This window comes from Streptomyces sp. NPDC051909 (genome assembly GCF_040681095.1).
Lineage (GTDB): Bacteria > Actinomycetota > Actinomycetes > Streptomycetales > Streptomycetaceae > Streptomyces.
This window is the reverse complement of record NZ_JBFAYA010000003.1, coordinates 326,862-348,864: the sequence shown is the minus strand read 5'-3', so window position 1 is coordinate 348,864 and position 22,003 is coordinate 326,862. Positions and strand designations below refer to the sequence as shown.

Genomic DNA, 22,003 nt, shown 5'->3' with positions numbered 1-22,003 from the left:
CTGGGTGACAACCGTAAACGTGGTTACTGAACCGGGCCCTCGATGGCCTCGGAGGTCAGCAGGCCCGCGTTGATCTCGCGCAGCGCGATCGAGAGCGGCTTCTCGTGGACGTGGGTGTCGACGAGCGGACCGACGTACTCGAGCAGGCCTTCGCCCAGCTGCGAGTAGTACGCGTTGATCTGGCGCGCGCGCTTGGCGGCGTAGATCACGAGGCTGTACTTGGAGTCCGTCGCCTCGAGCAGCTCGTCGATCGGCGGGTTGATGATGCCCTCGGGCGCGGTGATGGAAGAGGACACGCTCTACCTTCCGAAGATGGATATCCGGTCACGGATCATGACGGATAAAAGATCAGACAACGTGCATCAACGTTAGCAGCTCACGGGCGACGTCCTCGACCGAGGTGTTGACGAGCGTGGTGTCGAACTCCGACTCGGCGGCCAGCTCGACCTTCGCGGCCTCCAGGCGTCGCTCGATGACCTCCGGCGACTCGGTGCCGCGGCCGGTGAGCCGACGGACCAGCTCCTCCCAGCTCGGCGGGGCCAGGAAGACCAGCTGCGCCTCGCTCATCGACTCCTTGACCTGGCGGGCGCCCTGGAGGTCGATCTCCAGGAGCACCGGCTCGCCGGCCTCCAGACGGTCGAGGACCGCGCGCCGCGGGGTGCCGTAGCGGTTGCCCGCGAACTCGGCCCACTCCAGGAGCTCGCCGTTGGCGACCAGCTTGTCGAACTCGTCGTCCGTGACGAAGAAGTACTGGACACCGTGCTGCTCGCCGGGTCGCGGCTTCCGTGTCGTGGCCGACACCGAGAGCCAGACCTCGGGGTGGACCTTGCGCATATGAGCGACGACCGTGCTCTTGCCCACCCCGGAGGGGCCGGAGAGCACGGTCAGCCGCGGACGTACCTCTGCTGCCATGCAGCGATTATTCCAGCAATACCGGTGTGCCCGGGACGCCTGGTCCCGGGCACACGGCGCGGCCGGGACGCGCTCAGGCGCCGGTGCTGCCGAACTCGCGCTCCAGGGAGGCGATCTGGTTGGAACCGAGGCCGCGGACCCGGCGGCTCTCGGAGATGCCCAGCCGCTCCATGATCTGCTTGGCGCGGACCTTGCCCACGCCCGGCAGGGACTCGAGCAGGGCCGAGACCTTCATCTTGCCGATGACCTCGTTCTTCCGGCCCTGCTCGATGACCTCGTGGAGGGAGGCGCCGGAGTGCTTGAGTCGATTCTTGACCTCGGCCCGCTCCCGGCGAGCCGCGGCGGCCTTTTCGAGCGCGGCTGCGCGCTGTTCAGGGGTAAGGGGCGGAAGAGCCACGCCTACGTCACCTCGGATGTCGAACTGTCGGATACGGACCGGTGGGAAACGGCACGCACCGCGCGAGCGGGGCACGCCACACCAGTGGAGCAACGACCGACGTGGAGTACGCCGAACGCCGACTCTGTCCCGGAGACTAGCGGCCGAGGCCGCCTGAGTCAGCGAGAACAGACGAAAAGTCCTGGTCAGCATCGACCGACCAGGACATTCCCGACATAACGACGCCGTTTTGGGCCAAGTTTTGTCAAGGAGTGAGACGGCGCGGACACGCCGCCCCACCTGCGGATTGGCGAGAACCGGACGAAAGAGGCCGCCGGGGTGCCTCAGGCACCCACGGCCTCCCTGATCTCGTTCGCGTAACGTTCCGCCGCCGAGCGCAGCGCGACGGCGTCCGGACCCGCCTTCAGGACCCCGCGGCTGACGTTCGGGACGACATTGCGGACGGCCGCGCCGAAGACCCTCGGCAGGTCGGCCGGGGTCGCGCCCTGGGCGCCGATGCCGGGGGCGAGCAGCGGACCGTTGATGTCCAGGTCGAAGGAGGACAGGTCGCCGAGGGTGGCGCCGACCACCGCGCCGAAGGAGCCCATCGGGGTCTCCCCCGCGTTCTCCTCGGCCAGGTGGGCGAGCATCGTCGCGCCGATGGTCCGTCCGTCCTCGCGCACCGCCCGCTGGACCTCCGCGCCCTCCGGGTTGGAGGTGAGGGCGAGCACGAAGAGCCCGGCGCCGGACGCCCGGGCAAGCTCCACGGCCGGCTTCAGGGAGCCGTAGCCGAGGTACGGGGAGACGGTCAGCGCGTCGGAGAACAGCGGGGAGTCCTTGCGCAGGAAGGCCTCCGCGTAGGCGCCCATGGTGGAGCCGATGTCACCGCGCTTGGCGTCCATCACGACCAGGCCGCCGGCCGCGCGCAGATCGGCCGTGGCCCGCTCCAGGACGGCCACACCGCGCGAGCCGAAGCGCTCGAAGAAGGCGGCCTGCGGCTTGAAGACCGCGACCGTGCCGGCCAGGGCCTCCACCACGGTGTACGTGAAGCGCTCCAGGCCCGCGATGTCGTCGGCGAGGCCCCAGGAGTCGAGCAGCGAGGCGTGCGGGTCGATGCCCACGCACAGCGGTCCGCGCTCGTCCATGGCGGAGCGCAGGCGGGTCCCGAAGGAGAGAGTCACGCGGTGGCCTTTCCAGAGTCGTTGCGGGTGGCGGCGCCGACGGCCTCGGCGAGCGTGGCGTACGGGGAGGCCGCGAGCCGCGCGGCCAGGCCCTTGTGGATCGCACGGGCGTAGAACGGGCCCTCGTAGATGAAGGCGCTGTAGCCCTGCACCAGCGTGGCGCCGGCGAGGATCCGCTGCCAGGCGTCCTCGGCGTTCTCGACGCCGCCGACGCCCACCAGGACGATCCGGTCGCCCACGCGCGCGTACAGCCGCCTCAGCACCTCCAGGGAGCGCTGCTTGACCGGTGCGCCGGACAGTCCGCCGGTCTCCTTGATCAGCGCCGGGTCGGACTTCAGGCCGAGGCCCTCGCGGGCGATGGTGGTGTTGGTGGCGATGATGCCGTCGAGGCCGAGCTCCAGGGCCAGGTCGGCGACCGCGTCCACGTCCTCGTCGGCGAGGTCGGGGGCGATCTTCACCAGGAGCGGGACCCGGCGGTCGGTGACCGTGCGGTCGGCGGCCTCGCGGACGGCCGTCAGGAGCGGGCGCAGCGACTCGGTGGCCTGGAGGTTGCGCAGCCCCGGCGTGTTGGGCGAGGAGACGTTGACGACCAGGTAGTCGGCGTGGGCGGCGAGCCGCTCGGTCGACTTCACGTAGTCGGCGGCGGCCTCGGCCTCGGGCACGACCTTGGTCTTGCCGATGTTGACGCCCACGACGGTCCTGAAGACCGGGGTACGGGCGCCCAGGCGGGCGGCGACGGCGGCCGAGCCCTCGTTGTTGAAGCCCATGCGGTTGATCAGGGCGCGGTCCGGGACCAGCCGGAAGAGGCGCTTCTTGGGGTTGCCGGGCTGCGCCTCGCCGGTGACGGTGCCGATCTCGACGTGGTCGAAGCCGAGCATGGCCATGCCGTCGATGGCGATCGCGTTCTTGTCGAAGCCGGCGGCCAGGCCGAAGGGGCCGTGCATGCGCAGGCCCAGGGCCTCGGTGCGCAGCTCCTTGTGGCGGGGCGCGAGGACGGCCGCGACGAGGGTGCGCAGGACCGGGACGCGGACGGCCAGCCGGATCCAGCGGAAGGCCAGGTAGTGGGCCTCCTCGGGGTCCATCCGCTTGAAGACCAGATTGAAGAAGAACTTGTACATGGGGAGTGTCCTCAGCAAGAGGGGGACACCGTTTCCGGTGTCCCCCTTGTGGGCTGCTAGTCGCGGGCCGCGGTCAGGTGTGCCGCGTGATCCTGGAGCGAGCGGACGCCCACGTCGCCGTGGTTGAGTGCGTCGATGCCCTGGACGGCCGCCGCGAGCGCCTGGACGGTGGTCAGGCAGGGGACGGAGCGGGCCACCGCCGCCGTACGGATCTCGTAGCCGTCGAGGCGGCCGCCGGTGCCGTACGGGGTGTTGACGATCAGGTCGACCTGGCCGTCGTGGATGAGCTGGACGATGGTCTTCTCGCCGTTCGGGCCCTCGCCCTCGGACTGCTTGCGCACGACGGTGGCATTGATGCCGTTGCGCTTGAGCACCTCGGCGGTGCCGGAGGTGGCGAGCAGTTCGAAGCCGTGGGCGACCAGCTCACGGGCGGGGAAGATCATCGAGCGCTTGTCGCGGTTGGCGACGGAGATGAAGGCGCGGCCCTTGGTGGGCAGCGGGCCGTAGGCGCCGGCCTGCGACTTGGCGTAGGCCGTGCCGAAGACCGAGTCGATGCCCATGACCTCGCCGGTGGAGCGCATCTCCGGGCCGAGGACGGTGTCCACGCCGCGGCCGTGGATGTCGCGGAAGCGGCTCCACGGCATGACGGCCTCCTTGACGGAGATCGGCGCGTCCAGCGGCAGGGTGCCGCCGTCGCCGGTGGCCGGCAGCAGGCCCTCGGCGCGCAGCTCGGCGATGGTGGCGCCGAGCGAGATGCGGGCGGCGGCCTTCGCGAGCGGCACCGCGGTCGCCTTCGAGGTGAAGGGGACGGTGCGCGAGGCGCGCGGGTTGGCCTCCAGGACGTACAGGATGTCGCCGGCCATCGCGAACTGGATGTTGATCAGTCCGCGCACGCCGACGCCCTTGGCGATGGCCTCGGTGGAGGCGCGCAGGCGCTTGATGTCGAAGCCGCCGAGCGTGATCGGGGGCAGAGCGCACGCCGAGTCGCCGGAGTGGATGCCGGCCTCCTCGATGTGCTCCATGACACCGCCGAGGTAGAGCTCGGTGCCGTCGTAGAGGGCGTCGACGTCGATCTCGATGGCGTCGTCGAGGAAGCGGTCGACGAGCACCGGGCGGGTCGGGGAGATCTCGGTGGACTCGGCGATGTACGCCTCCAGGCGCGCCTCGTCGTAGACGATCTCCATGCCGCGGCCGCCGAGCACGTACGAGGGGCGTACGAGCACGGGGTAGCCGATCTCGTCGGCGATGGCCTTGGCGCCGGCGAAGGTGGTCGCGGTGCCGTGCTTCGGGGCGGGCAGGCCGGCCTCGGCGAGCACGCGGCCGAAGGCGCCGCGGTCCTCGGCGGCGTGGATGGCCTCCGGGGAGGTGCCGACGACCGGCACACCGTTGTCCTTGAGCGCCTGGGCGAGGCCCAGCGGGGTCTGGCCGCCGAGCTGGACGACGACACCGGCGACCGGGCCGGCCAGCGACTCGGCGTGCACGATCTCCAGGACGTCCTCCAGGGTGAGCGGCTCGAAGTAGAGCCGGTCGGAGGTGTCGTAGTCCGTGGAGACGGTCTCCGGGTTGCAGTTGACCATCACGGTCTCGTAGCCGGCGTCGCTGAGCGCGAAGGAGGCGTGGACGCAGGAGTAGTCGAACTCGATGCCCTGGCCGATGCGGTTCGGGCCGGAGCCGAGGATGATCACCGCGGGCTTGGTGCGGGCCGCGACCTCGGTCTCCTCGTCGTAGGACGAGTAGAAGTACGGGGTGTTGGCGGCGAACTCGGCGGCGCAGGTGTCGACCGTCTTGTAGACCGGGCGGACGCCGAGGGCGTGCCGGACCTCGCGGACGACGTCCTCGCGCAGGTTCCGGATCTCGGCGATCTGGGCGTCGGAGAAGCCGTGGCGCTTGGCCTCGGCGAGCAGCTCGGGGTCGAGCTTCTCGGCCGCGGCGAGGTCGTCGGCGATCTCCTTGATGAGGAAGAGCTGGTCGACGAACCAGGGGTCGATCTTGGTGGCCTCGAAAACCTCCTCGGGCGTGGCGCCCGCGCGGATGGCCTGCATGACCGTGTTGATCCGGCCGTCGGTCGGGCGGACGGCCAGGGCCAGCAGCTCGGCCTTGTCGCCGGGCTCGCCGGTGAAGGCGAACTGCGAGCCCTTCTTCTCCAGGGAGCGCAGGGCCTTCTGCAGGGCCTCGGTGAAGTTGCGGCCGATCGCCATGGCCTCGCCGACCGACTTCATGGTCGTGGTCAGCGTGGAGTCGGCGGACGGGAACTTCTCGAAGGCGAAGCGCGGGGCCTTGACGACGACGTAGTCGAGGGTCGGCTCGAAGGAGGCCGGGGTCTTCTCGGTGATGTCGTTCGGGATCTCGTCCAGCGTGTAGCCGACGGCCAGGCGGGCGGCGATCTTGGCGATCGGGAAGCCGGTGGCCTTGGAGGCGAGCGCGGAGGAGCGGGAGACGCGCGGGTTCATCTCGATGACGATGACCCGGCCGTCGTCGGGGTTGACGGCGAACTGGATGTTGCAGCCGCCGGTGTCGACGCCGACCTCGCGGATCACGGCGATGCCGATGTCGCGCAGGATCTGGTACTCGCGGTCGGTGAGGGTCATCGCCGGGGCGACGGTGATCGAGTCGCCGGTGTGGACGCCCATGGGGTCGAAGTTCTCGATGGAGCAGACGACCACGACGTTGTCGTGCTTGTCGCGCATCAGCTCCAGCTCGTACTCCTTCCAGCCGAGGATGGACTCCTCCAGGAGCACCTCGGTGGTCGGGGAGAGCGTGAGGCCCTGGCCGGCGATGCGGCGCAGCTCGTCCTCGTCGTGGGCGAAGCCGGAGCCGGCGCCGCCCATGGTGAAGGAGGGGCGGACGACGACGGGGTAGCCGCCGAGGGTGTCGACGCCCTTGAGGACGTCGTCCATGGAGTGGCAGATGACCGAGCGGGCGGACTCGCCGTGGCCGATCTTCCTGTTGACCTCCTCCACGACCTCCTTGAAGAGGTCGCGGTCCTCGCCCTTGTTGATCGCCTCGACGTTGGCGCCGATGAGCTCGACGCCGTACTTGTCGAGAGTGCCGGCCTCGTGCAGCGAGATGGCCGTGTTGAGGGCCGTCTGACCGCCGAGGGTGGGCAGGAGGGCGTCGGGGCGCTCCTTGGCGATGATCTTCTCGACGAACTCGGGGGTGATCGGCTCGACGTAGGTGGCGTCGGCGATCTCCGGGTCGGTCATGATCGTGGCCGGGTTGGAGTTGACCAGGATGACCCGCAGGCCCTCCGACTTGAGCACCCGGCAGGCCTGGGTGCCGGAGTAGTCGAACTCGGCGGCCTGTCCGATGACGATCGGGCCGGAGCCGATGACCAGGACGGACTGGATGTCGGTGCGCTTAGGCACGCTCGGCCTCCATGAGGGTCACGAAGCGGTCGAAGAGGTACGCGGCGTCGTGCGGGCCCGCGGCCGCCTCGGGGTGGTACTGGACGGAGAAGGCCGGCTGGTCGAGCAGCTGCAGGCCTTCCACGACGTTGTCGTTCAGGCACACGTGGGAGACCTCGGCGCGCCCGAAGGGGGTGTCGGAGACCTTGTCGAGGGGCGCGTCGACGGCGAAGCCGTGGTTGTGCGCGGTGACCTCGACCTTGCCGGTGGTGCGGTCCTGGACGGGCTGGTTGATGCCCCGGTGGCCGTACTTCAGCTTGTAGGTGCCGAAGCCGAGCGCGCGGCCGAGGATCTGGTTGCCGAAGCAGATGCCGAAGAGCGGCGTCCTGCGCCGCAGGACCTCCTGCATGACGGCGACGGGGCCGTCGGCGGTGGCCGGGTCGCCCGGGCCGTTGGAGAAGAACACGCCGTCCGGGTCGATCGCGTAGACGTCCTCGGCGGTGGCGGTGGCGGGCAGCACGTGGACCTCGATGCCGCGCTCGGCCATCCGGTGCGGGGTCATGCCCTTGATGCCGAGGTCGACCGCGGCGACGGTGAACTTCCTCTCGCCGATCGCGGGGACGACGTACGGCTCCTTGGTGGCGACCTCGGCGGAGAGGTCGGCGCCGGTCATCTCGGGCTGCTGGCGGACCTCGGCGAGCAGGGTGCCGTCGTCGGGCAGGGCGCTGCCGGAGAAGATGCCGACGCGCATGGCGCCGCGCTCGCGCAGGTGGCGGGTGAGGGCGCGGGTGTCGATGCCCTGGATGCCGACGACGCCCTGGTGGCGCAGCTCCTCGTCGAGGGAGCGCCTGGCGCGCCAGTTGGAGGAGACGCGGGCGGGGTCGCGGACCACGTAGCCGGAGACCCAGATGCGGGCGGACTCGGGGTCCTCGTCGTTGACGCCGGTGTTGCCGACGTGCGGGGCGGTCATGACGACGACCTGGCGGTGGTACGACGGGTCGGTGAGGGTCTCCTGGTAGCCGGTCATGCCGGTGGAGAACACGGCCTCGCCGAAGGTCTCCCCCACGGCCCCGTAGGCGCGGCCGCGGAAGATGCGGCCGTCCTCCAGGACGAGTACGGCGGGAGCCGCCCGGTGCCTCTTGGAGGCGTCTCCCTGGATGGAGGTCGTCATCGTGCGGTGCCTTCCGTCGTACGTGCGGTGTTCAGGTGGTTGATGGCCTCGACCCAGGCGGCGTGCTCGGCCGCGCGGTCGGAGCGGAAGCCGGAGTCGATCAGGGTGCCGCCGTGCTCCCAGGTGACGACCAGGAGGCCGCCCTCGGTGAGGACCTTGCCGGCGATGCCCTTGTCGAGGCGGGCCTCGCGCAGGGCGGCGGTCGGGATCAGGAAGTCGTTCGCCCCGGGGCGTACGACACTGATCCCCGCGTCCGTCAGGCTGAGCTCGGCGCGGCTGCGGGTGCCCAGGCCGTGGGCGACGATCCGGTCGAGCCACTGCCCGGCGGTGGTGGAGCCGTGGTAGCGGCCGCTCAGCTCCAGCGTGGTCTCGGAGGGGGTCTCCGGCACCTCGGGGAGGGGCGGGAGGCCGGACTGGAGGCTGCCGCGCCACTTCCATCCCTGGCGCATCAGCCAGTAGACGAGGGCGATGAAGAGCAGCAGTCCGGCGACCCAGCCGAGCCGGCCGGCCCAGTCGGTGACCTCGGCGGACTTCTGATCGGCCGCGGCGGCGGCTTCGGCCAGTTGAATGAGTGGTGTCACGCCAGCTTCCCGTCGACGAGCGTTGCCCGGCCCCGCAGGAAGGTGTGGGTGACGCGTCCCGGCAGCTCACGGCCCTCGTAGGGGGTGTTGCGGCTGCGGGAGGCGAAGTCGGCGGGGTCCACGACACCACGGTATGCCGGATCGACCAGCGTCAGGTTCGCGGGCTCACCAGCCGAGACGGGGCGTCCGTGGCCGGCCGCCTGGCCGATCCGCGCGGGCTTGACGGACATCCGGTCGGCGACGCCGGCCCAGTCGAGCAGTCCGGTCTCCACCATCGTCTGCTGGACGACGGAGAGCGCGGTCTCCAGGCCGACCATGCCCATGGCGGCGGCGGCCCACTCGCAGTCCTTGTCCTCGTGCGGGTGCGGGGCGTGGTCGGTGGCGACGATGTCGATGGTGCCGTCGGCGAGGGCCTCGCGCAGCGCCATCACGTCACGCTCGGTGCGCAGCGGCGGGTTGACCTTGTAGACCGGGTTGTACGAGCGGACCAGCTCGTCCGTGAGGAGGAGGTGGTGCGGGGTGACCTCGGCGGTGACGTCGATGCCGCGGGACTTGGCCCAGCGGACGATCTCGACGGAGCCGGCGGTGGAGAGGTGGCAGATGTGCACGCGGGAGCCGACGTGCTCGGCGAGGAGCACGTCACGGGCGATGATCGACTCCTCGGCGACGGCGGGCCAGCCGCCGAGGCCCAGCTCGGCGGAGACGACGCCCTCGTTCATCTGGGCGCCCTCGGTGAGGCGGGGCTCCTGGGCGTGCTGGGCGACGACGCCGCCGAAGGCCTTCACGTACTCCAGGGCGCGGCGCATGATCACGGCGTCGTCGACGCACTTGCCGTCGTCGGAGAAGACGGTGACCCCGGCGGCGGAGTCGTGCATGGCGCCGAGCTCGGCGAGCTTCCTGCCCTCCAGGCCGACGGTGACGGCGCCGATGGGCTGCACGTCGCAGTAGCCGGCCTCCTTGCCGAGCCGGTAGACCTGCTCGACGACGCCGGCGGTGTCGGCGACGGGGTGGGTGTTGGCCATGGCGAAGACGGCGGTGTAGCCGCCGGAGGCGGCGGCGCGGGTGCCGGTGAGGACGGTCTCGGAGTCCTCGCGGCCGGGCTCGCGCAGGTGAGTGTGCAGGTCGACGAGGCCCGGCAGGAGGATCTTGCCGTCGGCCTCGACGACCTCGGCGCCCTCGGCCGTCAGGCCCGTACCGACGGCCTCGATGACCTCGCCGTCGATGAGGACGTCCTGCGCCTCGCCGCCCAGCACCTTCGCACCGCGGATCAGGATCTTGCTCATGTTCTTACTTCTCCTCGGTACGGGTGGTGGTGGCGGGGGCGGCGGGCTCGGAGCCGCCGAGCAGCAGGTAGAGCACGGCCATCCGGATGGACACGCCGTTGGCGACCTGCTCGACGACCGTGCAGCGGTCGGAGTCGGCGACCTCCGCGGTGATCTCCATGCCGCGGACCATGGGGCCGGGGTGCATGACGATGGCGTGCTCGGGCATCTTCGCCATCCGCTCGCCGTCGAGCCCGTAGCGGCGCGAGTACTCGCGCTCGGTGGGGAAGAAGGCGGCGTTCATCCGCTCGCGCTGCACACGCAGCATCATCACCGCGTCGGACTTCGGCAGCACGTTGTCGAGGTCGTACGACACCTCGCAGGGCCAGGTCTCGACGCCGACCGGGACCAGGGTGGGCGGGGCCACCAGGGTGACCTCGGCGCCGAGGGTGTGCAGCAGGTCGACGTTGGAACGGGCGACCCGGCTGTGCAGCACGTCGCCCACGAGGGTGACGCGCTTTCCGGCCAGGTCCTTGCCGAGGCCGGCGTCCCGGCCGACCAGGCGGCGGCGCATGGTGAAGGCGTCGAGCAGCGCCTGGGTGGGGTGCTGGTGGGTGCCGTCGCCGGCGTTGATGACCGGCGCGTCGATCCAGCCGGAGGTGGCCAGGCGGTACGGGGCGCCGGAGGCGCTGTGCCGGATGACGACGGCGTCGACGCCCATCGCCTCCAGGGTCTGGGCGGTGTCCTTCAGGGACTCGCCCTTGGAGACGCTGGAGCCCTTGGCCGCGAAGTTGATGACGTCCGCGGAGAGGCGCTTCTCGGCCGCCTCGAAGGAGATCCGGGTACGGGTGGAGTCCTCGAAGAACAGGTTGCAGATGGTCCGGCCGCGCAGGGTCGGCAGCTTCTTGATCGGCCGGTCGGCCACCCGGGCCATCTCCTCGGCGGTGTCGAGGATCAGGACGGCGTCGTCGCGGGTGAGGTCGGCGGCCGAGATGAGGTGACGCATCATCGGGGTTTCGCTCCGTGGTGGGGAGGGTGAGGGCATGCGGGTGCGCAGGGCTGTGCCCCGGACCCGTCGGGGGTGCCGGTCCGGCTAGGAGGAGGCGGGCTTGCTGCCGAGCAGCACGGTGTCGCGACCGTCCTCCTCGGCGAGCAGGACCTTGACCGTCTCCCGCAGCGACGTGGGGAGGTTCTTGCCGACGTAGTCGGCGCGGATCGGGAGCTCGCGGTGGCCGCGGTCGACGAGGACGGCGAGCTGGACGGCGCGCGGGCGGCCGATGTCGCCGAGGGCGTCGAGGGCGGCGCGGATGGTGCGGCCGGAGAAGAGGACGTCGTCGACGAGCACGACGAGGCGGCCGTCGACGCCGTCACCGGGGATCTCGGTGCGGCCGATGGCGCGGGCGGGCTTCAGTCGCAGGTCGTCCCGGTACATGGTGATGTCCAGGGAGCCGACCGGGATCTTGCCGCCGGTGATGGATTCGAGCTTCTCGGCCAGCCGGGCGGCGAGGAACACGCCACGGGTGGGGATGCCGAGGAGGACCACGTCGTCGGCGCCCTTGGCGCGCTCGACGATCTCGTGGGCGATACGGGTCAGGACCCGCGCGATGTCGGGGGCCTCCAGAACGGGCCGCGCCGTCTCGCTGTACTGCTGCTGAGCGTCCATGTGAAAACGGACCTCCTTCTCCGCCTCACGGGACGGACCTTAAAGGACGTCGTAATTGCGCCATCCACCCTACCAGGGGCGGGCGGACCGCCCGCTCACCCCCCGTCCACCACACCGGGCGCCGTCCCCCGGGAGGGGGCGGTATGGACCATTCGGCTTGACGGGAGAGTGTCACGCTGCGTAACCTCACAGTGAGTTACCAGCCGCGCGGCGCAGCCGCAACGTCGTCTCAGCGTCCGGGAGCGTTATGTCCAGCGAATACGCAAAGCAGCTCGGGGCCAAACTCCGTGCGATCCGCACCCAGCAGGGCCTTTCCCTCCACGGGGTGGAGGAGAAGTCCCAGGGCCGCTGGAAGGCGGTCGTGGTCGGTTCGTACGAGCGTGGCGACCGCGCCGTGACGGTGCAGCGCCTGGCCGAGCTTGCGGACTTCTACGGCGTGCCGGTGCAGGAGCTGCTGCCGGGCACGACCCCTGGCGGTGCCGCCGAGCCGCCGCCGAAGCTGGTTCTGGATCTGGAGCGCCTGGCCCACGTCCCCGCGGAGAAGGCCGGCCCGCTCCAGCGCTACGCGGCGACGATCCAGTCGCAGCGCGGCGACTACAACGGCAAGGTGCTGTCGATCCGCCAGGACGACCTGCGCACCCTCGCCGTGATCTACGACCAGTCCCCCTCGGTCCTCACCGAGCAGCTGATCAGCTGGGGCGTGCTCGACGCCGACGCGCGCCGCGCGGTCGCCCACGAGGACAACAACTGAATCTGCGGGAAACAGCCGCAGAAACGTGCCGCCGGGGCCCCGGGAGTCACCTCGACTCCCGGGGCCCCGGCGTTCTCGGCCGCCATGGCCTCCGTACGACGAAGGGGCCCGCAGCACACGAGTGCTGCGGGCCCCTTTCGACTGCCTGAGAGGCGCGTGGACGGGCTGGGTCGAGCCTAGGCGTCCGCGTCCCGGCGCAGGCGCGGCTTCAGGTCCTTGAAGCGCGCGAGCAGGCCGTTGACGAAGGTCGGCGACTCGTCCGTGGAGAACTCCTTGGCGAGGTTCACCGCCTCGTCGATGGCCACCGCGTCCGGGGTGCCGTCCTCCCAGAGCAGCTCGTACGCGGCGAGGCGCACGATGTTCCGGTCGGCGGCGGGCATCCGGTCGAGGTCCCAGTCCACCGCATAGGTCGCGATGAGCTCGTCGATCCGCGCGATGTGCTGCGCGTAGCCCTCGACCAGCTGCATGGTGAAGTCGCTCACCGGCGGCTGGCGGTTGTCGGACCGGTGCAGCCGGACCTGGTCCGCGAGGACCTCCTGCACCGAGGCACCGCGCTGGTCGGCCTCGAACAGGATCTGGAAGGCCCGCTTGCGGGCCTTGCTCCGGGCAGCCACGGTTAGCTGTTCACCCGGCCGAGGTAGCTGCTGTCACGAGTGTCGACCTTGACCTTCTCACCGGTGGTGACGAAGAGCGGGACCTGGATCTCGTGGCCGGTCTCCAGGGTGGCGGGCTTGGTGCCACCGGTGGAGCGGTCGCCCTGGACGCCCGGGTCGGTGTGCTGGATGACCAGCTCGACGGCGGCCGGGAGCTCGACGTAGAGCACGGAGCCCTCGTGCTGCGCCACGGAGGCGGTGAAGCCCTCGATGAGGAAGTTGGCGGCGTCGCCGACGGCCTTCTTGTCGACGTGCAGCTGGTCGTAGGTCTGCATGTCCATGAAGACGAAGTACTCGCCGTCCATGTAGGAGAACTGCATGTCCCGGCGGTCGATGGTGGCCGTCTCGACCTTCACACCCGCGTTGAAGGTCTTGTCGACGACCTTGCCGGACAGCACGTTCTTGAGCTTGGTGCGCACGAAGGCCGGGCCCTTGCCGGGCTTGACGTGCTGGAACTCGACGACGGACCAGAGCTGGTCCCCGTCGAGCTTGAGCACCATGCCGTTCTTGAGGTCGTTCGTGGAAGCCACGGTTGCGGAATCTCCTGGTACTGACGTGGACCGAGAGGCACGGCGCGCGCTACAGCGCGAGCAGCTCCTTGGTCGTGATGGTGAGTAGCTCGGGTCCGCCGTCCGCCTCCTGGCGTACGACGAGCGTGTCATCGATCCGGACGCCGCCCCGGCCCGGGAGGTGGACCCCCGGTTCGACGGTGACCGGCACGCAAGCGTCCAGTTTACCCATGGCCGCGGGTGCGAGCTGCGGGTCCTCGTCGATTTCCAGGCCCACGCCGTGCCCGGTGAGCGGGGTGGTGGCGTCTCCGTGACCCGCCGCGGCGAGAATCTGCCGGGCCGCGCGGTCCACGTCCCGGTACTCGGCGCCGGGCACCAGCGCCTCGCGTCCGGCCCGCTGAGCGGCGAAGACGAGGTCGTACAGCTCGATCTGCCAGTCGGCCGGGGTGGTCCCGATGACGAAGGTGCGGCCGATCTCGCAGCGGTAGCCGCGGTAGTCGGCGCCCAGGCAGACGGTCAGGAAGTCTCCTTCCTCGACCCGCCGGTCGGTGGGCCGGTGCCCGCTCCGCCCGGAGTGCGGTCCGGTGGCGACGGAGGTCGCGAAGGCCGGACCGTCGGCGCCGTGGTCGACGAGCCGCCGCTCCAGCTCCAGGGCGAGGTGCCGCTCGGTGCGGCCGACCAGGATCGACTCCAGGAGCTCGCCGAGCGCCTGGTCGGCGATCTCCGCGGCGATCCGCAGACAGCCGATCTCGTCCTCGTCCTTGACGATCCTCAGCTGCTCGACCGCGCAGGACAGGTCGGCGAGCCGCAGCCCGGGGGCGGCCGAGCCCATGGCCCGGTGCCGGGCCACGGTCAGATGGTGCTCCTCGACGGAGAGGGCGTCCGCGCCGGCCTTGCGGGCGAAGTCGACACCGGCGACGGCCGGATCCCCGCCGCCGGTGGGCAGCACCAGCGTGCGCAGCAGCTCGTCGAGCCGCCCGTCGGCCGGATCGGCGCCGGGGGCGGTCGGGCAGAGCAGCACGTCCTCGTCGGGTCCGAGCAGCAGCACGGCCCCGGCGGGCGAACCGCCGCTGAGATAGCGGACATTGGCGGGGCGGGAGACCAGGGCGGCCGGGCTGCCCGCGGCCGCGCACCGGTCGCGCAGCCGGGTCCGGCGGTCGGCAAACACCTCTGACATGTTCCGAGCCTACGAGCGCCCGCGCGCCCCGGCCTGTTGTGCGCGCCCGACCGGGCGGCCGAGGAGCGACCGGAGCGACCGGAGCGACGCTAGGGCGTGTGTCGGAAGTCCCGTCTGCCGGGAGGCGCCCTAGGCCGTGTCTGACAAATCCCGCCTGGCGCGCGACGCCCGGCACGCACACGCGCTGCGGGCGGACGACGCTATTTGTCAGACACGGCCTAGGCCGGCGGTTGGCCGGATATCGCGCGGGCGAGGACGTCGTCCAGGACCCGGGCGGTGGTCTCCACGTCGTACGTGGAGTTGTCGATGATCGGCAGCCCGGAGCCGTACCAGCCGGCCATCCGGCCGTGGATCGCGGCGACCTCCTCGTCGGAGAGGCGCCGGTTGCCGCTGCGCTCGGCGTTGCGCTCCAGGACGACGTCGAGGCCGGGCAGCAGCACGACCGGGAGGAGTCCGGGGCCGACATGGCGCTTCCAGCCGCCGAGGCCGACGACCGGCCAGTCGGGGAAGACCGCGTCGTCGAGGATGCAGGAGATGCCGTTGGCCAGGAAGTTGCGGGCGGCGAAGCCGCAGGTGCGGCGGGCGAGCCGGTACTGCGCCTCGGAGTTCTCGTTCCAGCCGGACTGGGGGTCGGCGAAGCCGGAGCAGACCCATTCGCGGACGTCGTCGAGGCTGATGTGGGCCGTCGGCACGGGCCGTCGGCCGGCCCAGTGGCGGGCCACGGTGGTCTTGCCCGCACCTGCCGGGCCGATGAGCAGGACGGCGATGGTGGCGCCGCCGGTGCCGGTGACCGGGGGCGGCAGGGTGATGTGGCCGGTGGCCTGCCCCGTGGGGGCGGCGCCGCCCCAGCCGGGCGGCGGCGGGGCCTGCGGTGCCTGCGCGGCGGGCGGGCCGGGCGGCGCGGGCGGGCCCTGCGGTGTCGGCGGCACCGGGTAGGGCTGGTGGTGCCCGGGGGCGGGGTGGTGGCCGGGGACGGGCGGCGGCACGGGCGGGTGTCCGCCCTGGACCGGGGCGCCGGGGGCGTGGGCCTGCGGGCCCTGTGCCCAGCCGGTGCGGGCCGCGGGTTCCTGCGGTGGCAGCGGAGCCCCCATTCCGTGCTGCATCCGGTGCCCCACTCCGTTCCCTGCCGGCGATGTTTCCGTCGTTGCCGGAACGTTACCGCCCCCGACTTCCGGAGGGGAAACGGCCCGGGGGAATCGGCCGGGGGTGCGAGTCCTCACCCGATGGGGTGAGGACTCGCTCCGCCGGACCCGCTCACGCGTCCAGTTCCTCCGCGAGCGCCCGCAGCGCCAGCCGGTAGGAGCCGATGCCGAAGCCGGCCACCGTCCCGGTGGCCACCGCGGCGACCACGGAGGTGTGCCGGAACTCCTCACGGGTGTACGGGTTGGAGATGTGCACCTCGATCAGCGGCGCGGTGCGCTGGGCGGCCGCGTCGCGCATCCCGTACGAGTAGTGGGTGAAGGCACCGGGGTTGAGGACGACCGGGATCGAACCGTCGGCGGCCTCGTGCAGCCAGCGGATCATCTCCCCCTCGTCGTTGGTCTCGCGCACCTCGACGTCGAAGCCCAGCTGCTCGCCCAGCGCGCGGCAGGACTCCACCAGGCCCCGGTAGGAGGTGGCGCCGTAGATGTCGGGCTCGCGGGAGCCGAGCCGGCCCAGGTTCGGGCCGTTCAGCACGAGGACGCGGCGCGGCCCGCTCACGCGGACACCTCGCCGTACGCCGCGATCAGCACCGCCGGGTCGGGGCCCTCCATGACGGTGGGCTTGCCGAGGCCGTCGAGGACGATGAAGCGCAGCAGGTCGCCGCGGGACTTCTTGTCGACCTTCATGGTCTCCAGGAGCTTGGGCCACTGGTCGCCGCGGTAGGTGAGCGGCAGGCCGACGGACTCCAGGACGGCGCGGTGCCGGTCGGCGGTGGCGTCGTCGAGGCGGCCGGCCAGCCGGCCGAGCTCGGCGGCGAAGACCATGCCGACGGAGACGGCGGCGCCATGCCGCCACTTGTAGCGCTCGTTCTTCTCGATGGCGTGCGCGAGGGTGTGCCCGTAGTTGAGGATCTCGCGGCGCCCGGCCTCCTTGAGGTCGCCGGAGACGACCTCGGCCTTGACCTTGATCGAGCGGACGATCAGCTCGGCGGTGTTCGGGCCCGCCGGGGTGCGGGCGGCCTCCGGGTCGGCCTCGATCAGGTCGAGGATGACCGGGTCGGCGATGAAACCGGCCTTGATGATCTCGGCGAGCCCGGAGACGTAGTCGTGCACCGGCAGCGAGTCCAGCGCGGCCAGGTCGCAGAGCACTCCGGTCGGCGGGTGGAAGGCGCCGACGAGGTTCTTGCCCTCGGCGGTGTTGATGCCGGTCTTGCCGCCGACGGCCGCGTCGACCATGCCGAGCACCGTGGTGGGCACGGCGATCCAGCGCACCCCGCGCAGCCAGGTCGCGGCGACGAAGCCGGCCAGGTCGGTGGTGGCGCCGCCGCCGACGCCCACGATGACGTCGCTGCGGGTGAAGCCGGTCTGGCCGAGCGCCTTCCAGCAGTAGGCGGCGACCTCGGCGGTCTTCGCCTCCTCGGCGTTGGGCACCTGGATGGCGACGGCCTCGTAGCCCTGGTCGGCGAGGTCGGCGCGCAGCGCCTCACCGGTCTCGGCGAGCGCCTCGGGGTGGATCACCGCGACGCGCCTGGCCTGCGTGCCGATCAGCCCGCCGAGCTCGCCGAGCAGCTGCCGGCCGACCAGCACCTCGTACGGGTCCGTGCCCGCGGAGCCGCCGACCGGGATCCGGGTGACTTCCTGGTCCGTCATACGTCCTTCAACTCCAGTGCGTCGAGGACCGCCTCGGCGACCTCTTCGGGCGTGCGCTCGTCGGTGGCGACGACGACGCTCGCGACTTCTTCGTACAGGTGGCGGCGCGCGTCCATCAGTTCGCGCCACTGCCGGCGCGGGTTGACGGCGAGCAGCGGCCGGGCGGCGCCGAGGCCGACGCGGCGGACGGCGGCCTCGACGTCCATCGAGAGGTACGCGACGGGGCGCCCGCGCAGCAGGGCGCGGGTGCCGGCGTCGAGCACGGCGCCGCCGCCGAGCGCGAGGACGCCCTCGTGCTCGGCGAGGGCGGTGGCCACGGCCGCGCGCTCCAGGGCGCGGAAGTGTTCCTCGCCGTCCTCGACGAAGATGTCCGAGATCTCCCGCCCCTCGGCGGCGACGATGTCCGCGTCGGTGTCCCGGTAGACGGCGCCGAGCCGCTCGGCGAGCAGCGCGCCGACGGTGGACTTGCCGGATCCCATGGGTCCGACGAGGACGACCAGCGGGCCGCCGGTCACCGGATGTGCAGGTTGTCGAGGTACGACCGGACGTTGCGACGGGTCTCGGGGACCGAGTCGCCGCCGAACTTCTCCACGACGGCGTCCGCGAGGACCAGCGCGACCATGGCCTCGGCGACGATGCCGGCGGCCGGCACGGCGCAGACGTCGGAGCGCTGGTGGTGGGCGGCCGCGACCTCGCCGGTGGCGACGTCGATCGTGGCGAGGGCGCGCGGGACGGTCGCGATCGGCTTCATCGCGGCGCGCACTCGCAGCAGCTCACCGGTGGTGAGGCCGCCCTCGGTGCCGCCGGAGCGGCCGGAGGTGCGCTTGATGCCGTCCTCGGTGCGCACGATCTCGTCGTGGGCCTGCGAGCCGGGCACCCGGGCGAGCTCGAAGCCGTCGCCGACCTCGACGCCCTTGATGGCCTGGATGCCCATGAGCGCGGCGGCGAGCCGCGCGTCGAGCCGGCGGTCCCAGTGCACGTGCGAGCCGAGGCCGACGGGCACGCCGTAGGCGAGGACCTCGACGACGCCGCCGAGGGTGTCGCCGTCCTTGTGGGCCTGGTCGATCTCGGCGACCATCGCCTTCGACGCGTCGGCGTCGAGGCAGCGCACCGGGTCGGCGTCGAGCTTCTCGACGTCGGCCGGGGTCGGGTAGACGCCGTACGGGGCCTTCGCCTGGGCCAGCTCCACCACGTGCGAGACGATCTCGATGCCGGCCGCCTCCTTCAGGAAGGAGCGGGCCACGGCGCCGAGCGCGACGCGGGCGGCGGTCTCCCGGGCGCTGGCGCGCTCCAGGATCGGCCGGGCCTCGTCGAAGCCGTACTTCTGCATGCCGGCCAGGTCGGCGTGCCCGGGCCGGGGGCGGGTCAGCGGCGCGTTGCGGCCGGTCTCCTTGAGCTCGGAGGCGTCGACCGGGTCGGCCGACATGACCTTCTCCCACTTGGGCCACTCGGTGTTGCCGACCATGACGGCGATCGGCGACCCGAGGGAGAGACCGTGCCGGACGCCGCCGAGGAAGGTGACCTCGTCCTGCTCGAACTTCATGCGGGCACCGCGTCCATAGCCGAGCCGCCGCCGTGCGAGATGGTCCGCCACCAGCTCCGTGGTGACCGGAACACCGGCCGGAAGTCCCTCAAGGGTTGCAACCAGCGCGGGGCCGTGCGACTCCCCCGCCGTCAGCCAACGCAACCTGCTCAACGATGCTCCTCATGCTCGCGCCTGGGCACTGCGACGGCACGACCTGGGTGCGCGGCCCGGGTCCGCCTCCCCCGATCCTCCCACGTCCGGGCGGCCGATCGATCGCCGGTCCACGAGTCGGGACGCCCGTCTCACGCGTCGGGTGGGGCCGGACGGCTGCTCCGCCGGCGGCACGGTGCTCAGCGCCGGGCGAGCGCCTGCTCCCCCGCCGCCCGCATCGCGGCCAGCGGCCCCGGCGTGCGGCCGGTCATCTGCTCGACCTGGAGCACCGCCTGGTGGACCAGGAGGTCGAGCCCGCCGACGATCTTCCCGCCGCGCGCCGACCAGGCGGCGGCGAGGCGGGTGGGCCAGGGGTCGTAGAGCACGTCGAAGAGCGTGCCGGGGGCGTCGGGTACGGCTCCGGCCAGGGCGTCCGTCGTCCCGGCCGGGGTCGTCGCGATCACCAGCGGCGCGGCGAAGGCCTCCGCCGCGTCGTCCCAGGCGGCCGTGCGCACGTCCACGCCGAGCCGCTCGCCCCAGCCACGCATCTCGCCGGCGCGGGCCTCGCTGCGTACGTACGCGGTGACGGGGCCGGCGCAGACCCGGGCGAGGGCGGCGAGCGCCGAGGAGGCGGTGGCGCCCGCGCCGAGGATCGCGGCCGAGTCGACCTTCTCGACGCCCCGCTCGCGCAGCGCGGCGATCATGCCGGGGATGTCGGTGTTGTCGCCGACCCGGCGCCCGTCGTCCGTGAACACCACCGTGTTGACGGCCTCGACCGAGGCGGCCGTGTCGGTGATCTCGTCGAGCAGCGGAATGATCGCCCGCTTGAGCGGCATGGTCAGCGAGAGCCCGGCCCACGACGCGTCGAGCTCGCCGACGAACCCGGGCAGCGCCGCCTCGTCGACCTCGAACCGGCCGTAGGACCAGTCGTCGAGGCCGAGTTCGGCGTACGCGGCCCGGTGCAGGACCGGGGAGAGCGAGTGGGCGATGGGCGAGCCGAGGACGGCCGCCCGGTGTCGTGTACTCACTGCCCGGACTTCTCCCGCTCCTTCTCGTACTCCGCGACGTTCTTGTTGTGCTCCGCGATCGTCACGGCGAAGACCGTCTTGTTCTCGTTGATCGACACGAAGTAGTACCACGGGCCCGGCGTCGGGTTCATGGCGGAGTTGACCGCGTCGAGGCCCGGGTTGCTGATCGGGCCGGGGATGATGCCCTGGACGCGGTACGTGTTGTACGGGTCCTTGATCTGCCGCAGGTCCTTGACCGCGCCGACGTCGAGAGTGCTCTCGCCGCGCAGGTAGTTGACCGTGGAGTCGAATTCCAGCCGGCCGACGGTCTCCATGTTGCCCGGCTTGAGGCGGTTGTAGACGACCCGCGAGACCTTGTCGAAGTCGTGCTTGTACTTGCCCTCGACCTGCACGAGGCTCGCGACGGTGACGAGTTCCCACGGGCCCTTGAGACCGAGTTCCCTCGCCTTGGCGTCGAGGTCGAGCTTGCCGTACTCGGCGGCCGACCGGGACACCATCTTGCGCAGCACGTCCTCGGGCTTCGCACCCTTCGCGACCGGATAGCTCGCGGGGAAGAGGAAGCCCTCCAGCGGGTCCTTGACCTCGGCGTGGTTCTTGGCCCAGTCGGGCAGGCCCAGGTCGTTCGCCTGCTTGTGGGCGATGTCCTTGGTGGTGCCGGGCTTGAGTTCGAGGCGCTTGTCGATCTGCTCGTAGACCCAGGCGTTGCGCTTGCCCTCGGGAATGACGAAGTTGGCCTGGCTCGCCGGATTCAGCATCAGCGCCACCGCGCTCTCCGCCGACATCTCCTTCTTCAGCGTGTACACGCCGGCCTGGATCAGCTGACCCCTGGGGTTCTTCTGCTGCGCCGAGACGAACGCGTCGACGCTCTTCACGACGCCGCTCTTCTTCAGGATGTTGCCGATGTCGTAGCCCAGCGCGCCGCGCGGGATCTCGACCTGGACCTCGCCCGTGCCGCTGCCGGTGTAGTCGGGCGCCTCGGCGAAGCGGCCCTGCCAGAAGGTGTAGCCGACATAGCCGAGGCCGCCCACGCCGCCGACCAGGACGAGCGCGACGACCAGGCAGGCGACGCCGTTCTTGGCCTTCTTGCCCTTCTCGCCCTTGCCGCCCCGGCCGTTCTTTCCACCGCGGCGGCCCGAGCGACGGCCGTCCGGCTCGTCCTCGTAGTCGTCGTCGTACGCGTCCTCGTCGTCATAGCGGTCGGACCCGGCATAGCGCTCGGACTCGTTGCCGGGAGCGTCCTCACCGGTGAAGAAGGGGTGGTTCTCCTCCTCGGGCTCCGCGTCCCAGTCGGTCACCGGCTGCGGCGGGACCTGGCGCCGGCCGGGGGGCTGCGGCGGGGGGTAGGCCTCGGGGGTGCCGTAGAGGTCGGGCTGCTGGCCGCCGTACGGATCCGCGGGCGGGGCGTTGTACGGCATCGCCGCCTGACCCGTCTCCCAGTTGCCGTCGTACTGCTGTGCGGGATACCCGGGCGTGTCGTAACCGGCCGGGTTCCCGTACTGCTGTTCGCCGTACTGCTGGCCGTAGGCCTGCGGGTGCTGCTGCTGAGGGTGCTGCTGATGCTGCTGCGGCTGCTGCTCGTACGGTCCGCCGGTGTACGTCTGCTGCTGGGCGTACGGGTCCTGGTGGCCGTACGGAGCCTGCTGCTGGTACTGCTGCTGCGGGTACTGCTGCTGGCCCTCCCACCCCTGGTCCCCGTACAAGGGGTCCGAGGGGTGCCACGGTTCGGAGCCGGGGCTCCGGCCATAATCAGTCATCGATCCCCAAACAGCCGCGAGGCTTCCGGACGTTCCGCCTCTACGTTGTGCGGCAG

The 22,003-nt window shown here is 71.5% G+C and carries 22 protein-coding genes; 1 reads left to right on the top strand and 21 read right to left on the bottom strand.

Going from position 1 to position 22,003, the window contains the following annotated elements:
• Window positions 1-23: 23 nt before the first annotated feature.
• The 11 genes from rpoZ to pyrR form a co-directional block, all read right to left on the bottom strand.
• Window positions 24-296: a DNA-directed RNA polymerase subunit omega gene (rpoZ, locus tag AB0M18_RS07155; protein WP_030810584.1), complete on the bottom strand. Its 273-nt coding sequence runs from the start codon at window positions 294-296 to the stop codon at window positions 24-26.
• A 52-nt stretch (window positions 297-348) separates the two neighbouring features.
• Entirely contained in the window at window positions 349-912 is a 564-nt protein-coding gene (gmk, locus tag AB0M18_RS07150) for a guanylate kinase (RefSeq protein WP_365755794.1), read from the bottom strand.
• Window positions 913-985: 73 nt separating this feature from the next.
• The gene (locus AB0M18_RS07145) at window positions 986-1,309 is read right to left on the bottom strand and encodes an integration host factor (protein ID WP_365755793.1); all 324 of its coding nucleotides are present in this window, start codon (window positions 1,307-1,309) and stop codon (window positions 986-988) included.
• Between the two features lie 323 nt (window positions 1,310-1,632).
• Entirely contained in the window at window positions 1,633-2,469 is an 837-nt protein-coding gene (gene pyrF, locus AB0M18_RS07140; RefSeq protein WP_365755792.1) for an orotidine-5'-phosphate decarboxylase, read from the bottom strand.
• Window positions 2,466-3,587 (bottom strand): quinone-dependent dihydroorotate dehydrogenase, encoded by a 1,122-nt coding sequence (locus AB0M18_RS07135; protein WP_365755791.1) that lies wholly within the window; start codon window positions 3,585-3,587, stop codon window positions 2,466-2,468. The genes pyrF and AB0M18_RS07135 overlap by 4 nt, the downstream gene beginning before the upstream one ends.
• A 56-nt stretch (window positions 3,588-3,643) precedes the next feature.
• Window positions 3,644-6,952 (bottom strand): carbamoyl-phosphate synthase large subunit, encoded by a 3,309-nt coding sequence (gene carB / locus AB0M18_RS07130; RefSeq protein ID WP_365755790.1) that lies wholly within the window; start codon window positions 6,950-6,952, stop codon window positions 3,644-3,646.
• Window positions 6,945-8,102, bottom strand: coding sequence for a glutamine-hydrolyzing carbamoyl-phosphate synthase small subunit (gene carA / locus AB0M18_RS07125; RefSeq protein ID WP_365755789.1), 1,158 nt, complete (start codon window positions 8,100-8,102; stop codon window positions 6,945-6,947). Before carA ends, carB begins: the two co-directional genes overlap by 8 nt.
• A complete protein-coding gene (locus tag AB0M18_RS07120; protein WP_365755788.1) occupies window positions 8,099-8,683 on the bottom strand; it encodes a hypothetical protein in 585 nt (194 codons plus the stop codon). The genes carA and AB0M18_RS07120 overlap by 4 nt, the downstream gene beginning before the upstream one ends.
• Window positions 8,680-9,966, bottom strand: coding sequence for a dihydroorotase (locus AB0M18_RS07115; RefSeq protein WP_365755787.1), 1,287 nt, complete (start codon window positions 9,964-9,966; stop codon window positions 8,680-8,682). The genes AB0M18_RS07120 and AB0M18_RS07115 overlap by 4 nt, the downstream gene beginning before the upstream one ends.
• Window positions 9,967-9,970: 4 nt before the next feature.
• Window positions 9,971-10,954, bottom strand: a complete 984-nt coding sequence (locus AB0M18_RS07110) for an aspartate carbamoyltransferase catalytic subunit (RefSeq protein WP_365755786.1) — start codon at window positions 10,952-10,954, stop codon at window positions 9,971-9,973.
• An 84-nt stretch (window positions 10,955-11,038) separates the two neighbouring features.
• On the bottom strand, window positions 11,039-11,608 hold the full coding sequence (pyrR, locus tag AB0M18_RS07105) for a bifunctional pyr operon transcriptional regulator/uracil phosphoribosyltransferase PyrR (protein WP_365755785.1): 570 nt from the start codon (window positions 11,606-11,608) through the stop codon (window positions 11,039-11,041).
• Between the two features lie 247 nt (window positions 11,609-11,855).
• Between pyrR and bldD the strand changes: the two genes are divergently transcribed.
• The gene (gene bldD / locus AB0M18_RS07100; RefSeq protein WP_365755784.1) at window positions 11,856-12,359 is read left to right on the top strand and encodes a transcriptional regulator BldD; all 504 of its coding nucleotides are present in this window, start codon (window positions 11,856-11,858) and stop codon (window positions 12,357-12,359) included.
• A gap of 176 nt (window positions 12,360-12,535) precedes the next feature.
• On the opposite strand, the gene nusB is transcribed toward bldD, so the two are convergent.
• The 10 genes from nusB to mltG all read right to left on the bottom strand — a co-directional run bounded on the left by nusB (window position 12,536) and on the right by mltG (window position 21,947).
• Entirely contained in the window at window positions 12,536-12,973 is a 438-nt protein-coding gene (nusB, locus tag AB0M18_RS07095; RefSeq protein WP_365755783.1) for a transcription antitermination factor NusB, read from the bottom strand.
• A gap of 2 nt (window positions 12,974-12,975) precedes the next feature.
• Window positions 12,976-13,542, bottom strand: coding sequence for an elongation factor P (gene efp / locus AB0M18_RS07090; protein ID WP_365755782.1), 567 nt, complete (start codon window positions 13,540-13,542; stop codon window positions 12,976-12,978).
• Between the two features lie 49 nt (window positions 13,543-13,591).
• Complete coding sequence (locus tag AB0M18_RS07085) at window positions 13,592-14,698, bottom strand: aminopeptidase P family protein (RefSeq protein ID WP_365755781.1); 1,107 nt, start codon at window positions 14,696-14,698, stop codon at window positions 13,592-13,594.
• A 218-nt stretch (window positions 14,699-14,916) separates the two neighbouring features.
• Entirely contained in the window at window positions 14,917-15,801 is an 885-nt protein-coding gene (locus tag AB0M18_RS07080; RefSeq protein WP_365755779.1) for an AAA family ATPase, read from the bottom strand.
• Window positions 15,802-15,952: 151 nt separating this feature from the next.
• Window positions 15,953-16,399, bottom strand: a complete 447-nt coding sequence (gene aroQ / locus AB0M18_RS07075; RefSeq protein ID WP_365755778.1) for a type II 3-dehydroquinate dehydratase — start codon at window positions 16,397-16,399, stop codon at window positions 15,953-15,955.
• Window positions 16,396-17,490, bottom strand: coding sequence for a 3-dehydroquinate synthase (gene aroB, locus AB0M18_RS07070; protein ID WP_365755777.1), 1,095 nt, complete (start codon window positions 17,488-17,490; stop codon window positions 16,396-16,398). Before aroB ends, aroQ begins: the two co-directional genes overlap by 4 nt.
• Window positions 17,487-18,005 carry a shikimate kinase gene (locus tag AB0M18_RS07065; protein ID WP_365755776.1) on the bottom strand — a complete coding sequence of 173 codons (519 nt, stop codon included), beginning with the start codon at window positions 18,003-18,005 and terminating at the stop codon, window positions 17,487-17,489. Before AB0M18_RS07065 ends, aroB begins: the two co-directional genes overlap by 4 nt.
• The gene (gene aroC, locus AB0M18_RS07060) at window positions 18,002-19,186 is read right to left on the bottom strand and encodes a chorismate synthase (protein ID WP_365755775.1); all 1,185 of its coding nucleotides are present in this window, start codon (window positions 19,184-19,186) and stop codon (window positions 18,002-18,004) included. Before aroC ends, AB0M18_RS07065 begins: the two co-directional genes overlap by 4 nt.
• 179 nt (window positions 19,187-19,365) lie before the next feature.
• Window positions 19,366-20,193, bottom strand: a complete 828-nt coding sequence (locus AB0M18_RS07055; protein WP_365755774.1) for a shikimate dehydrogenase — start codon at window positions 20,191-20,193, stop codon at window positions 19,366-19,368.
• Window positions 20,190-21,947: an endolytic transglycosylase MltG gene (gene mltG, locus AB0M18_RS07050; protein ID WP_365755773.1), complete on the bottom strand. Its 1,758-nt coding sequence runs from the start codon at window positions 21,945-21,947 to the stop codon at window positions 20,190-20,192. The genes AB0M18_RS07055 and mltG overlap by 4 nt, the downstream gene beginning before the upstream one ends.
• Window positions 21,948-22,003 lie beyond the last annotated feature (56 nt).